The 17,109-nt window shown below is 52.0% G+C and carries 14 protein-coding genes and 1 tRNA gene; all 15 read left to right on the top strand.

Translation table 11 applies throughout. The features are described 5' to 3' along the window. The first annotated feature begins 59 nt into the window (after window positions 1-59). A complete protein-coding gene (locus FP815_02865) occupies window positions 60-776 on the top strand; it encodes an ABC transporter ATP-binding protein (GenBank protein ID MBA3013876.1) in 717 nt (238 codons plus the stop codon). Next, the gene (locus FP815_02860; protein ID MBA3013875.1) at window positions 773-2,257 is read left to right on the top strand and encodes a DUF3526 domain-containing protein; all 1,485 of its coding nucleotides are present in this window, start codon (window positions 773-775) and stop codon (window positions 2,255-2,257) included. Before FP815_02865 ends, FP815_02860 begins: the two co-directional genes overlap by 4 nt. Further along, window positions 2,152-3,747, top strand: a complete 1,596-nt coding sequence (locus FP815_02855; protein MBA3013874.1) for a DUF3526 domain-containing protein — start codon at window positions 2,152-2,154, stop codon at window positions 3,745-3,747. The genes FP815_02860 and FP815_02855 overlap by 106 nt, the downstream gene beginning before the upstream one ends. 442 nt (window positions 3,748-4,189) lie before the next feature. After that, window positions 4,190-6,907, top strand: coding sequence for a CBS domain-containing protein (locus tag FP815_02850; GenBank protein ID MBA3013873.1), 2,718 nt, complete (start codon window positions 4,190-4,192; stop codon window positions 6,905-6,907). Between the two features lie 122 nt (window positions 6,908-7,029). After that, window positions 7,030-7,566, top strand: a complete 537-nt coding sequence (locus FP815_02845; protein MBA3013872.1) for a site-2 protease family protein — start codon at window positions 7,030-7,032, stop codon at window positions 7,564-7,566. A 93-nt stretch (window positions 7,567-7,659) separates the two neighbouring features. Further along, window positions 7,660-7,735 (top strand) — tRNA-Gly (locus tag FP815_02840). A gap of 161 nt (window positions 7,736-7,896) precedes the next feature. Continuing rightward, on the top strand, window positions 7,897-8,361 hold the full coding sequence (locus FP815_02835) for a ribosome maturation factor RimP (protein MBA3013871.1): 465 nt from the start codon (window positions 7,897-7,899) through the stop codon (window positions 8,359-8,361). 39 nt (window positions 8,362-8,400) lie between these two features. After that, window positions 8,401-9,702 (top strand): transcription termination factor NusA, encoded by a 1,302-nt coding sequence (gene nusA, locus FP815_02830; GenBank protein MBA3013870.1) that lies wholly within the window; start codon window positions 8,401-8,403, stop codon window positions 9,700-9,702. After that, a complete protein-coding gene (locus FP815_02825; GenBank protein ID MBA3013869.1) occupies window positions 9,644-10,003 on the top strand; it encodes a YlxR family protein in 360 nt (119 codons plus the stop codon). Before nusA ends, FP815_02825 begins: the two co-directional genes overlap by 59 nt. A gap of 72 nt (window positions 10,004-10,075) precedes the next feature. Then, window positions 10,076-12,796 (top strand): translation initiation factor IF-2, encoded by a 2,721-nt coding sequence (infB, locus tag FP815_02820; GenBank protein ID MBA3013868.1) that lies wholly within the window; start codon window positions 10,076-10,078, stop codon window positions 12,794-12,796. Window positions 12,797-12,802: 6 nt separating this feature from the next. After that, window positions 12,803-13,261 carry a 30S ribosome-binding factor RbfA gene (gene rbfA / locus FP815_02815; protein MBA3013867.1) on the top strand — a complete coding sequence of 153 codons (459 nt, stop codon included), beginning with the start codon at window positions 12,803-12,805 and terminating at the stop codon, window positions 13,259-13,261. Beyond that, window positions 13,212-14,189, top strand: coding sequence for a bifunctional oligoribonuclease/PAP phosphatase NrnA (locus FP815_02810; protein MBA3013866.1), 978 nt, complete (start codon window positions 13,212-13,214; stop codon window positions 14,187-14,189). The genes rbfA and FP815_02810 overlap by 50 nt, the downstream gene beginning before the upstream one ends. A gap of 22 nt (window positions 14,190-14,211) precedes the next feature. After that, complete coding sequence (gene truB, locus FP815_02805) at window positions 14,212-14,988, top strand: tRNA pseudouridine(55) synthase TruB (GenBank protein ID MBA3013865.1); 777 nt, start codon at window positions 14,212-14,214, stop codon at window positions 14,986-14,988. A gap of 101 nt (window positions 14,989-15,089) precedes the next feature. Beyond that, the gene (gene rpsO, locus FP815_02800) at window positions 15,090-15,359 is read left to right on the top strand and encodes a 30S ribosomal protein S15 (GenBank protein MBA3013864.1); all 270 of its coding nucleotides are present in this window, start codon (window positions 15,090-15,092) and stop codon (window positions 15,357-15,359) included. 174 nt (window positions 15,360-15,533) lie between these two features. Further along, window positions 15,534-17,109, top strand: a 1,576-nt coding sequence (gene pnp / locus FP815_02795) for a polyribonucleotide nucleotidyltransferase (GenBank protein MBA3013863.1), incomplete at its 3' end; no start/stop codon positions are given.

Genomic DNA, 17,109 nt, shown 5'->3' with positions numbered 1-17,109 from the left:
GTGTTCAGAGGTTTGTGACTATTGCCGGATTTTGTTAAAAATCAAGGAGATACTTGTTCATGCTCGAAGCACGCTCACTCACCAAGATCTATCAAGGTATACCAGCGCTTGATCGCCTTGATCTACATGTCCGGGACGGTGAGGTTTTCTGCCTGCTTGGCCCCAACGGAGCAGGCAAAACCACCACCGTAAACCTGTTCCTCAATTTTATTACCCCCACTTCTGGACAAGCGTTGGTTTGTGGCGTCAATGCTGCTGAGGCACCGCTAGATGCGCGGAAGAGACTCGCCTATATTCCCGAGACGGTAATGCTTTACGGCAATCTCTCCGGGCTTGAGAACTTGGAGTATTTCAGCGCTCTCTCCTCTGGACGCCAGCGTGAGCGGGGCGACCTGCTGACCCTGCTTTCCGAGGCTGGCTTGCCAAAGAACGCCGCAACCCGCCGCGTCTCCGGCTACTCTAAGGGGATGCGGCAAAAGGTGGGGATCGCCATCGCCTTGGCCAAGGAGGCAAAAGCTCTGCTCCTAGACGAGCCGACCTCGGGTCTCGATCCGCTAGCCGCGAATGAATTTGCGAGGTTGATCGAGGATCTGCGGCAGCGTAATCTGGCTGTGCTGATGGTCACCCACGATCTGTTTCTCGCCAAACAGTGTTCCACCCGTGTAGGCATCATGCAGCGCGGTCGCTTGGCTGCGGTATTCAATACCGACGACACCGATCACGTCGGGCTTGAGCGTGAATACCTCGATATCTCACGTCAGGAGTTGGCAGCATGAGTAGTCCGATAGCGGTTAGCATGACCGACGACACAACGAACTATGTCCGTTGGCGGATCATCCGAACCATAGCCGCCAAGGAGTGGCTTGAAATTAATCGTGATGCCCGCTTTCGTTGGCTCGCAGCACTAACTCTGCTTCTTATGGCCTGCGCCGTTATCTTCGGAGCTGGCCAGGCACAACGCACGGAGCGCGACCGAACGGTTGCGGCGGAGGCTGACCGCCAGCTCTGGACCGCCCAGGGTGCCAAGAACCCGCATGCCGGAGCCCATTTCGGCCAATACGCTTTTAAGATGCAAAGTCCGTTAGCGCTCGCCGACCCTGGCATTGAAGCCTATGTCGGCACCGCCGTCTGGCTTGAGGCCCACAAACAAAACGAGGTGCAATTTATCCCGGCGTACGATGGCGGCCTTTCGGTGCGTCTCGGAAACCTTTCCCTGGCCTTCGTGCTCCAGACGGTGATGCCGCTTCTGGTGATTATGCTCGGTTTTTCGGCATTCTCGGGCGAACGAGAACGGGGGACGCTGCGCCAGCTCTTGAGCTTGGGGACCCGCCCGTTAGACCTGCTCGCTGGCAAATATCTCGCGGTGATTTCCGTTCTCGCGGCTTTGCTGTTGCCTGCTTTGGCGGGAGTTTTGCTGTGCTGTCTTTTCCTCGTCGAGCCATCGGTTCTTTCGTACCAAGATCAACTGGTGCGGCTTGGCTGGTTGGTGATCGGCTACGGTCTCTATCTCGGAGGTTTTGCCGCCTTGGCGCTGGCGGTCTCGGCTTTTTCCTGGACCTCACGCGCGGCATTGGTCGGTTTGTTGGCCTTCTGGCTGTTCATCTGTTTTCTCGCACCACGTTTGTTGACGGATTTTGTGCGCGACACCCTGCCGCTCCCCAGTGCACTCGAATACCGTCAAGATATCGCCAACGACAAGAAAAAATCCTTCGAACATAACGAAAAGCATCCAGCCTTTATTGCTTTCCGCGATCAGGTGCTCCGCCAATATGGAGTTGAGCGAGTTGAGGATCTCCCCGTTAATTTTCGAGGCCTATCTCTGCGTGAAAGCGATGAGCAAGGTTATCGTATCTACGATCGTCATTTTGGCGCCTTACAGGAGGATTTTCTCCGACAGGATAGATGGCGCGCGGTTCTCGGTTTTGCCGTGCCATTTCTCGCTATTCAGCCCTACTCGATGGGAATGGCAGGCACGGACAACCGGAGCCACCGTCATTTCGCTAGCGCCGCCGAGCAACACCGGCGCATAATCCAGACCATCGCGAGTGATGATCTCATCCACAATGGCCGTTACGGCGACGAAAACTATGTGGCTGACCCTGAAATATGGGAAAAAATTCCTTCCTTTATATATCACGGACCCCAAGCCGAATGGGTGCTTGCGGCGCAGGCCAGCAATCTCTTTTCTCTGACGGGCTGGTTCATCATGGCGGCGCTTCTTGCTGCCTTCGCTGTGAAGCGCATACGAGTAATTTAGGAGTATCACTTATGGCAAACTTACATATCTTTCAGGCAGCGATTCGTTGCGAATGGCGCAATCTCCGGCATGATCCAGCGCTATGGCTCGTACTTGCGATGATCCTCTGCACCGTAACCTATGCCCTTCACAACGGTAAGGTTTTGGAAAAGCGTCAAACGCTTTCTGTTGCAGCCGCAAGTGTCGATGAGCAAAAAAGGCTCACGGATTTGCGGGCGAATTTGGCCGACATCGAGGCCGGCAAGGTACCGCCCCCGGATCGCCCTTACCGAGACCCGAGAAATGCTATTTTTGTCGGGAACGGGAGAGGCGCGACAAACCTATCCTTGCCGCCTCACCCCTTGGCAATTACGGCTGTCGGCCAAAGTGACCTCTACCCGCCTACTGTGTTAGTCTCGACCGGGAGCAAGGACACTTTTCTCTTCAGTAACGAAATCGACAATCCGGTTCATCTCCTCGCTGGCTCCTTTGATCTTGCCTTTGTCCTGGTCTTTGTCTATCCGCTCTGGATTCTCGCGCTCACCTATAACCTGGTTTCTGGGGAGAGAGAACAGGGGACGCTCGCCCTTACCGCTTCATGTTCGGTTCACTTGCGAACCGTGATGATCGGCAAGCTTCTGGTGCGAGCCGGGCTTCCCATCCTTTTTACCTTGGTGTCGGTTTTCTCGGGGCTTATTTTTTTTATTGGCAGCAATCTGGCGGGCACGGTTCAGTCGCTGGTAATCATGGCGCTGGCGATCATTCTTTACGGGGCATTCTGGGCCGCTTTGAGCGGAGCTGTGAACGGACTGCTAAGCCGGGATTCAGCTTATAACGCCCTGCTCTTGGTGGCGGCCTGGATTGGCCTGCTATTGATTGTGCCCACCCTCGTTAATGCTTGGGCAGAAACGCGTTATCCCTCGCCATCGCGCGCCGAGTTGGTTTTTGCGGTGCGGGCGGCTAAGGTCGATGCCGACCGCGAGCGTGACGCCGCCCTGGTCGGCACACCGGAAGAACATTCGCGCGGAGGAGTTACGCATACGCACGAGGATAAGCTAGAGCGGGGCAGCCTCCGGGAGCGAACCCTGCGGAGCCTTGCCAGCGTGCAAGCTGCTACCGCCCGTGCCGATGAGATCATCGCAACTCATGATACCAAGTTACAGCAGCAGCACACCCTGGCCGAACGTCTTGCGTTTGCTTCGCCGGCGATGCTTATGTACGACGCGCTTGCGGAAATAGCCGGTACCGGACGTAGCCGTTATCAAGATTTTTCAGACCAGGTTGATCACTTTCACCAACAATGGTGCGACTTCTTTGTCTGCCGGGCCAAAGCCGAGCGGATGCTGACAGTTGACGACTATGACCGTTTCCCCCGCTTTCACTATTTGGAAAATCCGGACATTGGCACCTCATCTCGCGTTGTCTTTGAAATGACAGGGATCAGCTTTTTGGTTTTCGTGTTTACCTGGCTCGCAGCACAAGGCTTCCGGCGTTGCCGGGTAACCTCATAGCAAGAACGAAGCTGATGGGTATTTTTGGCATGTTGTAGACGTTAAAGCAAATCATTGACAACTAGCGCAGATCACAGAAGGTGGAGTTGTAATAAGTGCAAAATCTGACACTGGTGAGACGAAGATAATCAAAATCTGACACCCACCATTATTATGGGAGGCATCATTTCCGTCATATCTTCATCTTTATGAAACCCGGGAACTGAGCTGGAGGATAGATGCCATACGGGCAATTCTAGAGGACTGAAGATTAAATCAACATGATTTCCCGATGCCCTGTTTTAATGACCCTTTTCCCCGAGTAATATTAGAGCCATGGTGCAGAATCTCTTTTCAGTATGATCGTGAGTTACCTGTTGCCGGGGTACGGATTTTATTCTATGGTTTGGGTTGTTGCCTGAAGCGCCCTGCTTATGAATAAAGAGAGACAAACCAGACCTCCATGGAAATCATCACCACCCATCTTAATGCGGATTTTGACAGCCTTGCTGCTATGGTGGCCGCCAAAAAGCTTTATCCGTCAGCAGAAATGGTCTTTCCTGGGTCCCAGGAGCGTAATGTCCGTGATTACATCAAGCAGTCCTCTCTGGCCTATACCTTCCAACGTCTGAAGAATATCAATCTTGCCGAGGTTACCAGGCTTATCGTTGTTGACACCAGGCAGGCGAGTAGAATCGGTGTTCTTGCCGAGTGCCTGGCCAACCCCGGCATCTCTGTGCATCTTTATGATCATCACCCTGATGCCCCTGAGGACATGCGAGGAGATCTGGAGGTGGTTCGGTCGATGGGTTCCACTACCTCGATTTTCGTGGAGATCTTCAGGGAGCGGGGGGTTGAGATTACCGCCGATGATGCTACCCTTATGACCATGGCCATTCATGAGGATACCGGCTCATTCCTGTTCGACACCACCACTCCTCTGGATCTTGAGGCCGCGGCATGGCTTCTGGCTCGGGGGGCCAATCTGAGTGTGATTTCGCCGTTTATTGTTCAGGAGCTGAGCGCCACCGAGCTTGGCATCCTGAATACCATGATCGACTCGGCCACCACGTACACAATTCACGGGCTGCCCGTGGTGGTTGCTCGGATCATGCTGCCGGATTATATCGACGAATTTGCTCTGTTGGTCCGCAAATTCATGGCTATTGAGAACTTGAACACCATCTTCGCTTTGGCTGCCATGGGTGATCGCCTTTATCTCATCGCTCGCAGTCGGGTACCGGAGATTAATGTCGGTACCATTGCTTTGGAATTTGGCGGCGGTGGTCACGCCTCGGCGGCTTCGGCCACTATCAAGAATATGTCTTTGGTCGAGGCAGAGGAGAGGTTGGTTTGGTTGTTGCACAAACATGTTCAGCCCCGTAGCCCGGCTCGGGAGTTAATGTCTGCGCCGGTGATTTTTGTGCCGCCGGAGACGAGCATCGTTCATGTCAATGAGATCCTGACCCGTTATAATATTACCGTCCTGCCGGTGTTGGACGTGGAACGGCGGGCCTTAGGCCTGATCTCAAGGCGGGTGGCCGAGAAGGCCATCTTCCATGGCTTGGGGGATCTGCCGGTGACCGACTATATGAGCACCGAGTTCGCTATCCTTTCTCCAGACGCGACCCTTGCCGATATCCAGGAGCGGATTATTGAGCACCGTCAGCGTTTTTTGCCGGTGGTGGAGGATGAGCGGGTGATCGGGGTTATCACCAGAACGGATTTGCTGAATCTCCTGGTTAAGGACCGATTGAGCACGGCGGGCGATAGCGACCGGGATGATCAGCCGTCCAATGTCCGTCATCGCAACTTGAACACGGTCTTGGTCAACAACCTGCCCAAAGAGATGCTTGTCCTGCTGCGAACTATCGGTGAGGTGGCGCGGGAAATGGGCTATGCGGCATATGCTGTTGGCGGTTTTGTTCGTGATCTCTTGCGGCGCACCCGCAATTTTGACCTGGATATCGTGATTGAGGGGGATGGCATCCGCTTTGCCGGTGAGTTGGCTCAGCGGTTGGGCGGGGTGAGCCGACCCCATGAGAAGTTTCAAACTGCCGTGGTCAAGCTTGCCGACGGTTTTAAGATCGATGTCGCCACTGCTCGCCTTGAATACTATGAGTACCCGGCGGCGATGCCGACTGTGGAGATGAGTTCCATCAAGCTCGATCTGTTCCGTCGCGACTTCACAATCAATGCCCTTGCCATCGCCTTGAATCCTGAAAAATTCGGAGTGCTGGTGGATTTTTTTAACTGTCAGAACGATATTCGTGATCAGCAGATTCGGGTTCTCCACAATTTGAGCTTTGTTGAGGACCCGACCCGGATTTTCCGGGCGATCCGTTTTGAGCAGCGGCTCGGCTTTAAACTTGGAAAGTTCACCGAGAGGCTGATCAAAAGCGCTATTAAGCAGGAGATGTTTGGCCGTTTCTCCGGCAAGCGTTTCTTTCAAGAGTTGAAGTATATTCTAACGGAAGAAAATCCCCAGCCGGCTATCTATCGACTGGCGGGGTTCGATCTGTTGGCTTTTTTTCACTCGGCTCTCAAGCTCGATCAGCGATTGAAGAATATTCTCAGAGAGACGCATCGCGGGGTGGCGTGGTTTAAACTGCTGTACCGGGAGGAGCCGTTTGTTCAATGGCAAACCTTTCTTTTGGCCTTAACCGCTCGACTTACAGCCCGTCAGCTGTTGGATTTCTGTGTGAAATTTGAAGTCAGCGAGCGGGACCGTAACCTTTTGATCCGGCAGAAAGCAGCGGTGACCAAGATCCTCAAGGTAATCAATCATCGAACCTTGACCGATGATTGTCTGGTGGCGGATTCGGATAGTTGCGGACTTGAGTATTCCGAACCTGCGCCCGAGCAGATCAGCATTCAAGGCCCTCCGCTGAGGCCCAGCGAAGTCTACTGGTTGCTGAAGCCGTTAAGTATCGAAGGGGTGCTCCACCTGATGGGGTTGCTGGTCAAGAAGGCGGGCAAGCAAGCCGTATCCCTCTATGTTACCGATCTTTGTCAGGTGAGCACTCATATTCAAGGTGCTGAACTAAAGGCTAAGGGGTATCCGGCAGGGCCTCTCTATACCACGATTCTGAACCATCTGCTGGAGGCCAAGCTCGATGGTTTGGTGGTGACCGAGGAGGATGAAGAGGCCTTTCTTTGTGAGCATTACCCTCTGCCGTAGGGGTGTTTTTTACCCGCCTTGTCTTAATACTAACCAGGATACCTATTACTGTGATTCAGGAACTTATTCTTCTTACTCCGCCATTTCTTTTTGCCCTGACTGTGCATGAGTTTGCTCATGGAATGGTGGCATATCGCTTGGGAGATCCAACGGCCGCTCAGATGGGCCGGTTGACCTTAAATCCGCTCAAGCACCTGGACCCGCTCGGGGTTATAGCATTTTTTGTGATGAAGATTGGTTGGGCCAAGCCTATTCCGGTTGATCCGCGATATTTTAAAAATCCGCAGCAGGATATGATCTGGGTTTCCCTGGCGGGTCCGGCGGTAAATCTGGCGATGGCGGTGGTTAGCGCTTTGGCGGCTAAGCTGATCGCTCTCTTTAGTCTGGGCCTTCCGGTTTTCATTCTTATGCCGCTGATGCAAATGCTTGTTGCCAGTATTTGGATCAATATTATGCTGGCGGTATTCAATCTGGTTCCTATTCCGCCCCTTGACGGTAGTAAAATTCTTCTTGGCCTTCTTCCTCACGACCTGGCTGCTTTTTATATCCGTCTGGAACCGTATGGGTTTATTATTCTCCTGGTTCTTTTTTATACCGGAATATTGCCGCGGTTGATCATGCCGATTATCTCTTTTGCTCAAGCGGTGATAATCGGTTGATCGAGAAACAAGGAGGGCTGACGACGCCCCTGTGTGGATATATCTTCTTGACAGCGGGGATTATTTTAGTATAATATAGCATTGGTCTGCTGGGCGGGTGTAGCTCAGTTGGTAGAGTACAAGCTTCCCAAGCTTGGTGTCGCGAGTTCGAATCTCGTTGCCCGCTCCACTCCGCAGTCTGATGTTTTAACATCAGGCCATGCTAGTCGATGTCGGCGGAGTGGCTTCCAAAAATGGTTGTTGTTGATCTTACGTGGTCAGCTGATTTATGGAAAGTGGGTTTTTACCCGCTTTTTTTTTTTCCTGAAGGGGCGAGTCGGAGGACGAGGTATGGAAACAGCGGCAACAGCGCAGGTTCGGCAGTTGATTGAGCCGCTGCTGACGGACCTTGGCTTTGAGTTGGTGGAGATACAGCTGCGCAATGAGCCGATTGGTTTGGTGCTTAGGCTGGTTATCTACAAGCAGGGTGGGATTACTCTTGATGACTGCGCCACGGTGAGTCGGACGGTAGGGCATTTTCTGGAAGTGGAAGACCCTATTGCCAAGGCGTATCATTTGGAAGTCTCTTCGCCTGGTCTGGATCGGCCGTTGACGACAGCACGGGATTTTATCAGAAACCTGGGCCAAAAAGTCACGATTAAGATAAGAGTTGGGGAAGAAACGCGACATGTTGCCGGCATAATTGCTGGTGTTGATGAGATAAAGGGTGTGGTAACCGTTGATGGAGCGCCTGAAAAAAATGAACAGATTGCCTTGGAGGATATTGTCAGGGCGAAGCTGGTTATCGAGTTTTAACCTGCAGGAGTATCCTGGGATGATGTTTGGAGAAGTCGGATGATATCAGATTTAAAGAGAGTGATCGATCAAGTCTGTAGGGACAAAGGGATAAACCGCGACCTGCTGATTAAGGGGTTGGAAGAGGCTGTCATGTCCGCTGCCAAGAAGAAATTTGGCATGCGTCGTGAGATGGAGGCCCAATATAATGATGAGACTGGTGAGGTCGAGCTCTATCAGTTCCGTACGGTTGTGGAAACTGTAGAGGACGAGCAGACCCAGATATCCTTAGCTGAGGCGCAGGTTCTCGATCCGGATGTGGAGCTGACGGATGACTTGGGCAGTAAGATGGAGAATGTTTCTGAGCTTGGCCGTATCGCCGCTCAGTCTGCTAAGCAGGTTATTATCCAAAAGATGAAGGATGCAGAGCGTGAGGTGGTCTATGAGATGTTTAAAGACCGCAAGGGCGATGTTGTCAACGGTATCGTGCAGCGTTTTGAGCGCGGCCATATTATTGTCAATCTTGGTCGCACCGATGCTATCTTGCCCAGAAACGAGCAGATGCCGAGGCGTTCTTATCACCAGGGTGACAGAATCCGAGCCTTGTTGATGGATATTCGCCAAGACGCGCGTGATTCACAGTTGATCTTGAGCCGTACCGACAAGCAATTCGTTGCTAAGTTGTTTGCTATTGAAGTTCCTGAAATTGCAGAAGGTATTGTTACAATTCTGGCAGTAGCCCGAGAGCCTGGTGTTCGGGCGAAAATTGCAGTATCTTCATCGGAAAACGATGTCGATCCGGTTGGCGCCTGTGTTGGTATGAAGGGATCGCGAGTGCAGAATGTGGTACAGGAGCTACAGGGAGAGCGGATCGATATCGTGCCCTGGAGCCCGGACCCTGCCAAATTTGTCTCCAATGCCCTGGCTCCGGCGGAGGTGTCGATGGTGGTTGTTGATGAGGAACGTCGGACCTTGCAGGTCGTGGTTGCCGATGACCAGTTGTCTCTTGCCATCGGCCGGGGTGGACAGAATGTGCGTCTGGCCTCTGAGCTTATGGGGTGGCGGATCGATGTCAAGAGTGAGCAGAAGTATCAAAAGCTCATGGAAGAGGGCTTCCAATCATTGATCGCCATCAAAGGAATCAATCATCCAATGGCCGATATCTTGTATGATAACGATATCACCTCTGCCGCAGAATTGGCGGAGGCTGATCCGGCTGCCTTATCTGGGATGTTGGAGGGGGTGTCGGAGGAGGTTTGTGCAAATCTGATTGCGGCCGCACGTGCCGTGCCGGTCCCTAAGAATGAGGATGAGGGTGTGGTTGAGGCTGAGGTGCTGCCCGCCACTGAACAGCCATCTTGATAAGGATCTGAGAAGGATAGTGCCCGGCCCGATCAGAACGTGTCTCGGTTGTGGTGCCAAGGTCGGTAAGGCAGAACTCGTTCGCTTGGTGATTTCGGCAGGAGAGTTGATGATTGATGAGGCTGGTCGTAGGCCCGGCCGAGGGGCTTACTGTTGCCGGAAGTCAGGATGTTTTCAGCGGCTGATGAAGCAGCGAAAAAAACTGGGGTGGGCCTTGCGCTGTCAGGCGCGGGATAAGGCTTCTGATCTGGTTATGCAGGTAGGGCTTGAAGCACAGTTTGCCAGGATGGTCTACAGTTGAATTAATCTGAGCAGTTACTATTTTTACGGAGTCTTGCTCTCAGCGGGGCTTCATTACGATGTATGGAGAAAGATGGGAGTTGGGCTAATGAAGGTCAGGGTTTACGAGTTGGCTAAAGAAGTAGGCATGGACAGTAAGGTGCTGGCGGCCAAGCTCATAGAACTGGGATACGACGTGAAGAGTTACAGCTCAGCTTTGGATGAGGCTGTTGCTGAAGATATTAAAAAACGGTTGCTGTCAACACACACCGAGATCCAGGAGAAAAGGATCCAGGCGAAGACAGGGGGAACTATTATTCGGCGACGAACCAAAGCCGTTCCTAACCTGGATTTGCAGGCTGTCGAGCAAGCCTATGTGGCGACTGATTTGGAGATGTCGGAAGAAGACGAGGTCGAAGAAGAGGATGAAATCTCAGTTGAGATCACAGCTGAAGAGACGACTGTCCCAGGGACGTCTCTGGAGACTATCGTACCTCAGGAAGAAGAATCTGCCCATGAGCCTCTTTTGACGACTGAATCAGAACCTGAAGCAGCTCCTGGTGACGAGGTTGAAGTTTCTGCCGAAGTAGAAACGGAAGAGGAGGAAGACCTCGAGACTGAAGACCAGCAGGTAGCACGTGCTGAGCATGCTCGTAAGGGGTTTGCTCGGGTAATCAAGCGGGCTGCAATTCAGATTCCTGTCGAAGCTCCGAGGTCTGTAGCGCCGAAACGTCCGGCTCCACCGCCACCACGGCCCAAAAAGGCGGCAGGGAGTGTTGAGCCGGCCAAGCCTGCGACTGTTGCTGGAGGGGAGGACGATGCCGCTAAGGGCCATAAGGCCAAGCGTTTTGTCAAGTTTACCCATGCTGCTGACGCCGCTGATGCCCGAGGGAAAAAGGGCGCTCTCAAGAAAAAAGGCTTTGCTGATGTTGATATTGAAGATGTTGCCATGGCTGGCGGCGGTCGTTTTGCTGCATCGCTTAAAATAGGGCGTGGTGGACGTGGCGGCGGCAAAAAAATGAAGGGAGAGATCTTGCCTTCTGCCGGCGAAACCAAGGCTATTAAAAAGAGAATTATTATTCATGAGACCATAACCATCGGTGATCTTGCGCACCGCATGGGGATCAAGGTCGGTGAGCTTATTGGAAAATTGATGTCGCTTGGTGTCATGGCGACAGTTAATCAGTCACTTGATTTGGAAACTGCTACTGTGGTGGCCGGTGATTTCGGATACGAAGTTGAGCTGGCCATGACTGATGAAATTAGTATCATCAATCTTGAAGAAGAGGCGAGCGGCGGAGAGATGCGACCTCGCCCTCCAGTTGTTACAGTCATGGGCCATGTTGATCATGGCAAGACATCGATCCTTGATGCCATTCGGAACACTGACGTTGCCGCTGGTGAAGCGGGCGGAATTACACAGCATATTGGCGCGCACTACGTACGGTCAGCGCAGGGAGATGTGGTATTCCTCGATACGCCGGGTCATGCTGCCTTTACTGAGATGCGTTCCCGTGGCGCTCAAGTGACCGACGTCGTCGTCCTGGTTGTTGCTGCTGACGATGGAGTCATGGATCAGACCAAGGAGGCCATCAATCACGCGAAGGCGGCTCAGGTCCCTATCGTGGTCGCAATCAACAAGATTGATAAGCCTAATGCCGATCCTATGCGGGTTAAGCGTGAACTCTCTGATTTTGCTCTGGTCCCGGAAGAGTGGGGTGGAGATACCATCTTCTGTGAAGTGTCCGCAAAAAAGAATATTGGCATTGAGGGTCTGCTTGAGCAAATCCTGCTCCAGGCCGAAGTGCTGGAGTTGAGAGCGGATCATAATCGGCGCGCACGTGGCAGGGTAGTCGAGGCCCACCTTCATAAGGGGCGCGGACCGTTGGCAACTGTCTTGGTTCAGCATGGAACACTGCGGACAGGCGATGCATTTGTCATTGGCGATTATTACGGTAAAGTCCGGACGCTTCTTGATGATAAGGGCAAGAAAATCGAAGAGGCCAGTCCGGCAATGCCGGTTGAGATTCAAGGATTGAGCGGCGTACCGATGTCTGGCGATGAGTTTATCGTTCTGCCAGACGAGAAGATGGCCAAAAATCTAAGTAACGAGCGGCAGATGAAGAGTCGGGAGTTACAGCTTGGTAAGGCATCGAAGGTATCGCTTGACAACCTCTTTGATAAGTTGAAAGAGGGTGATGTTAAAGAACTGTTTGTCCTCATCCGAGCAGATGTTCAGGGGACTTTGGAGGCATTTGGACAAGCGATTGCCAACTTGGGCACCGATGTAATTCGGGTTCGCGTTCTCCATGAGGGTACCGGTACGATCACGGACTCCGATGTTCTTCTAGCGGCCGCCTCAAACGCAATTATTATCGGTTTCAATGTTCGGCCAAGCTCCAAGGTGCAGGACTTCGCCAAGAGCGAGAATGTTGATATCCGTTTCTATGATGTTATTTATCATGCCTTGGACGACATTCGTCTGGCCATGACCGGGATGTTGGAGCCGACGTATGTCGAGCGCGTTCTGGGGCGGCTTGAAGTGCGTGAAACCTTTAACGTTCCTAAGGTCGGTACCGTTGCCGGCTGTTACGTTACTGACGGGAAAGTCGAGCGGAACTCTAAAGTCAGATTGCTCCGTGATGGTGTGATTGTCTACACCGGTACTCTCGCCTCTTTGAAACGATTTAAGGATGATGTGAAAGAGGTGCTGACAGGTTATGAGTGCGGACTTGGTGTTGAGAATTATAATGACATCAGGATTGGCGATACTCTGGAAGCCTTTGTCATGGACGAGGTGGCCGGCAAGCTTTAGGCTTCAATGGCCTTGGCTATCGGTTATACAATGACATCATCTCGAAAAGGAAAGACCAAGTATGCCTCACCCGAACTTGGACGTGCTCCGAGTCGTCGTCCGGCCCGAGTCGCCGACGCCATCCGGGTAGAGCTTGCCATGCTTCTCTTACAGAAGGTCAAGGATCAAAGACTGGTCGAGGTAGCGATTACTCGGGTAGAAGTTCCTCCCGATCTGCGCACAGCGTTTGTTTATTTTAGCTGCCCGGTTGAGGATATGAAGTATGTCGAGGCAGGGCTTGCCAGTTCACGTGGATTTATGCGTACTCATCTGGCCAAAACATTGAACCTGCGCTATATGCCGGAGTTGCAGTTTAAGCACGACATTTCGGCTTTGCGGCAGGCAGAAATGGACCAGATACTGCGGGAGATTGCCAATGAGCGACAATCATCTGAACCAGATAGTCAAGACGATCCAGACAGCTGAGACTATTCTTGTTGCGACCCACGTCTTTCCAGACGGAGATGCTTTGGGCTCACAGCTTGGGTTGGGTGACATTCTTGAGGGAATGGGAAAAAAGGTTATCCGCTATAGTGAGGAGCCCGTGTCTCACCTCTATAGTTTTTTGCCAGGTTGTGAAAAACTGACGACACATTTACCTAACTTGGCGACTGTGGATTGTGTTATTGTGCTTGATTGCGGCGACTGTTTCCGGCTCGGAAGCTCAGTCGAGAGGATGCTGACGGTTCATCCCTTGATTGTCATTGATCATCATGCCGGGCATAAAGAGTTCGGTGATTTGCGCTGGGTTCAGTCAGGGCGTGCATCTACCGGTGATATGGTATATGAACTGGCCCAGGCATTGGGGGCGGAAATTTCTCTTGATGCCGCGTTTTGTCTCTATACCGCTATTGTTTCTGACACCGGGTCTTTCAAGTACGCATCAACGACACCCCAAACTTTTGCTGTTGCCGGCGAGCTGGTTGCTAAAGGAATCAACCCCGAGCATGTTGCTGGGAAATTATTTGATAATTTTACAGAAAACCGGTTACATCTTCTGCAGGCAGTATTATCTACTCTTGAACTCCATTCTGAGGGCAAATTAGCCATTATCACCGCCACTAAAGCGATGTTTGAGTCTACGGGGGCAGTCTCTGAAGATACCGAATCTTTTATTAATTATCCCCGTTCTCTCGCTTCGGTTAAGGTCGCTGTGTTTTTGAAGGAAAAGGCGGATGTCATCAGTGTTAGTATGCGCTCCAAGGGTACGCTTTACGATGTCGCTAAGATCGCTCGTCGACTTGGGGGTGGTGGACATCGAAACGCGGCAGGCTGTAAGTTTGGTAATGGTGAAACTCTTCAAGAGGCTCGTGACCGAGTTGTTTCCCTGCTTCTCCCGTTAGTGCAGGACTGAGGATGTCAGGTTCCGGATATTGCTGAGCGATACCCAATCCCCTAATGGTGGGACAGAGTTCACAGCAGGTCTTGTCTTAATCGACAAACCTGTTGGACCAACTTCATTCAGAATGGTCCAACAGGTGCGCAGGGCGCTGCAGATTAAAAAGGTCGGCCATACTGGGACTCTTGACCCTTTTGCTTCGGGGCTATTGATTATCTGTATCGGCAGGCCAGCTACTCGGTTGATTCCGAGACTGATGCTGGGTGATAAACTCTACGAGGCTGAGATGCGTCTCGGGGTGGAAACAGATACTCTTGATGTCGAAGGTCGGGTGGTTGCCGAACATCAGGTGCCAGCCCTTGATCTGACAATGGTACGAGCCTGTCTGGATAGGTTTATGGGGAAGCAGATGCAAGCGCCTCCGGCGTTTTCTGCGGTCAAGCATCAAGGGAAACCATTATATCACTATGCCCGGAACGGCGTGATAATCGAAAAAGAGCCGAGGCCGGTGCAGATTGATGAGTTATCCTGCACTTTCCTTAGGGGTGAGACCATGGGGATCAGGGTGCGTTGCAGTAAAGGAACGTATATCCGGACCTTGGCGGCAGATATTGGTAAGGCGCTTGGTTGCGGAGCGCATTTGACAGCGCTTCGAAGGTTGGACAATGGTCCTTTTTCAGTATCTAGCGCCGTGTCCGGCGCACTGTTGGCAGACAAAGATGAGGCGCGGGCTTTGCTCTTGGCACACGCTTTTGGGCTTGCTGCTATTGAGCAGATTATCAATAAAGAAGAGGCTGGAAACGTATCTGCTTAGGTAGGTTATCCAGCGTTTATATAGAACGCCACCGGTTGTACTCGCATTACAGATTGTAAATAATTTGATTATAACTTTTTTAGAACCAATGGAGGTCTATCGTGACATTACAAACTGAACAGAAAAAAGAGTTGATTGAAAAATTTGGTCATCATCCAGGAGATACCGGCTCCCCTGAGGTACAGATTGCTCTTTTGACAGGGCGGATCATTTACTTGACCGATCACTTTAAGACCCACAAAAAAGATCACCATTCGCGCCGCGGATTGCTGAAACTGGTTGGCCAACGACGTCGTTTGCTTAATTATTTGAAAGGCAAAAATGTTGAGCGCTACCGTGAAGTTATTCAGGAGCTTGGCATTCGTAAGTAAGAACCCTGGGTCTTCTGGTTGGCAGAAGACTTGATGGGGCTGCTTTTTTGTGGAGTACAGGGACCTTTTTTCCGCAATGGCTCTGCAAGAAGTATGAGGACAATACCGCCTACGGAAAGGCGCTGGAGAGTGGGATGTCCTGCAATCTGGCGCTGGGCGGCGACAGGAGAGATGATGGTCAGAATAGTAGAGACTCAAATTGGTGGGAAAAAACTCACCATCGAAAGTGGTCGTTTGGCGAAGCAAGCTAATGGCTCGGTTGTGGTAACATACGGAGAGACTGTGGTGTTGGTGACTACAACTGCAGCGTCTGAACCCCGTATGGATTTAGATTTTTTTCCACTGACTGTAGAATATCAAGAGCGATTATACTCAGTTGGCAAGATCCCGGGGAGTTTTTTTCGGCGTGAGATCGGCCGCCCCAGCGAAAAGGAGACATTGACCTGTCGCTTTATCGACCGCCCCCTACGCCCGCTTTTTGCCGATGGCTACAGTAACGAGACTCAGATTATTGCCACTGTCTTGTCCATGGATCAAGAGAATGACCCGGATGTCCTCTCTATCGTTGGCGCTTCGGCTGCCCTTGGGGTTTCCAATATCCCATTTGAGGGTCCGATTGCCGGCGTTCGCGTTGGCTCGGTGGATGGTGTGTTGATTTTGAATCCTACCAAGTCTCAACTTGAAAATTCGAGGTTGGATCTGATTGTTGCAGGATCACGTAAAGCCGTAGTCATGGTTGAAGGCGGAGCGGATAATTTTACGGAGCAGGAGATTCTGGACGCCATCTATTTTGGTTTTGATGGCTTGCAGCCCCTGCTTGATATTCAGGACGAGTTGCGGGAAGCCGTTGGCAAGCCGAAGATGACAGTCAGCGCACCGGTGATCAATGAGGCGCTTCTTGCCCGGATCACGGCAATGGCCGGTCAGGATATGGAAAAGGTTACATCCACGGCTGACAAGATGGAGCGTTCCACTCTCTATCACTCCTTGGAAAAAAATGTCCTTGATCAGTTATCCCAAGACGAAACTGTGTCTCTTAAGGAAGCGAAGGAACTGTTGTATAAACTTAAGAAAAAGGTGATGCGAGGCCACATTGTCCAGAACAAGTCTCGGATCGACGGGCGTCGTTTTGATGAGGTGCGACCGATCACCGGCGAAGTTGGAGTGTTGCCCAGGGTTCATGGTTCATCGCTGTTCACCAGGGGTGAGACCCAGGTCATGGCGATAGCTACACTTGGCAGTGGTGATGACGAGCAGCGCGTTGAATCGCTGTACGGAATGGCCTTCAAGCCCTTTATGCTCCATTATAATTTTCCTCCATACTGCGTGGGCGAGTGCCGACCTCTTCGCGGACCAAGTCGACGTGATATCGGTCATGGTGCCTTGGCTACCCGGGCGATTGCCGCCGTTCTGCCGGATCGCGAGAAATTCCCTTATACCATCCGTATTGTTGCCGAGGTGTTAGAGTCTAATGGCTCTTCTTCCATGGCTACGGTCTGTGGAGGTATTCTTTCTCTGATGGATGCTGGTGTTCCGATTAAGGAGCCGGTTTCCGGGATTGCCATGGGCCTGATCAAGGAGAATGATGAGGTTGTTGTTCTCTCTGATATCTTAGGCGATGAAGATCATCTGGGTGATATGGACTTCAAGGTCACCGGCACCGCAAGGGGTGTTTCCGCCCTACAGATGGACATCAAGATCGACGGAGTTTCCCGCGAGATCATGAGTCAGGCGTTAGAGCAGGCCAAGG

The organism is Desulfobulbaceae bacterium (genome assembly GCA_013792005.1).
Classification (GTDB): domain Bacteria; phylum Desulfobacterota; class Desulfobulbia; order Desulfobulbales; family VMSU01; genus VMSU01.
This window is presented reverse-complemented; position numbering and strand designations above follow the sequence as displayed.

Excerpts from the sequence above, each read along its gene's own strand:
- nusA (MBA3013870.1), top strand. The coding sequence starts at position 8,401 with ATGATATCAGATTTAAAGAGAGTGATCGATCAAGTCTGTAGGGACAAA.
- FP815_02845 (MBA3013872.1), top strand. The coding sequence starts at position 7,030 with ATGGTGGCATATCGCTTGGGAGATCCAACGGCCGCTCAGATGGGCCGG.
- FP815_02810 (MBA3013866.1), top strand. The coding sequence starts at position 13,212 with ATGAGCGACAATCATCTGAACCAGATAGTCAAGACGATCCAGACAGCT.
- infB (MBA3013868.1), top strand. The coding sequence starts at position 10,076 with ATGGGAGTTGGGCTAATGAAGGTCAGGGTTTACGAGTTGGCTAAAGAA.
- FP815_02850 (MBA3013873.1), top strand. The coding sequence starts at position 4,190 with ATGGAAATCATCACCACCCATCTTAATGCGGATTTTGACAGCCTTGCT.
- rbfA (MBA3013867.1), top strand. The coding sequence starts at position 12,803 with ATGGCCTTGGCTATCGGTTATACAATGACATCATCTCGAAAAGGAAAG.
- FP815_02865 (MBA3013876.1), top strand. The coding sequence starts at position 60 with ATGCTCGAAGCACGCTCACTCACCAAGATCTATCAAGGTATACCAGCG.
- FP815_02825 (MBA3013869.1), top strand. The coding sequence starts at position 9,644 with ATGAGGATGAGGGTGTGGTTGAGGCTGAGGTGCTGCCCGCCACTGAAC.
- FP815_02835 (MBA3013871.1), top strand. The coding sequence starts at position 7,897 with ATGGAAACAGCGGCAACAGCGCAGGTTCGGCAGTTGATTGAGCCGCTG.
- FP815_02855 (MBA3013874.1), top strand. The coding sequence starts at position 2,152 with ATGGGTGCTTGCGGCGCAGGCCAGCAATCTCTTTTCTCTGACGGGCTG.
- FP815_02860 (MBA3013875.1), top strand. The coding sequence starts at position 773 with ATGAGTAGTCCGATAGCGGTTAGCATGACCGACGACACAACGAACTAT.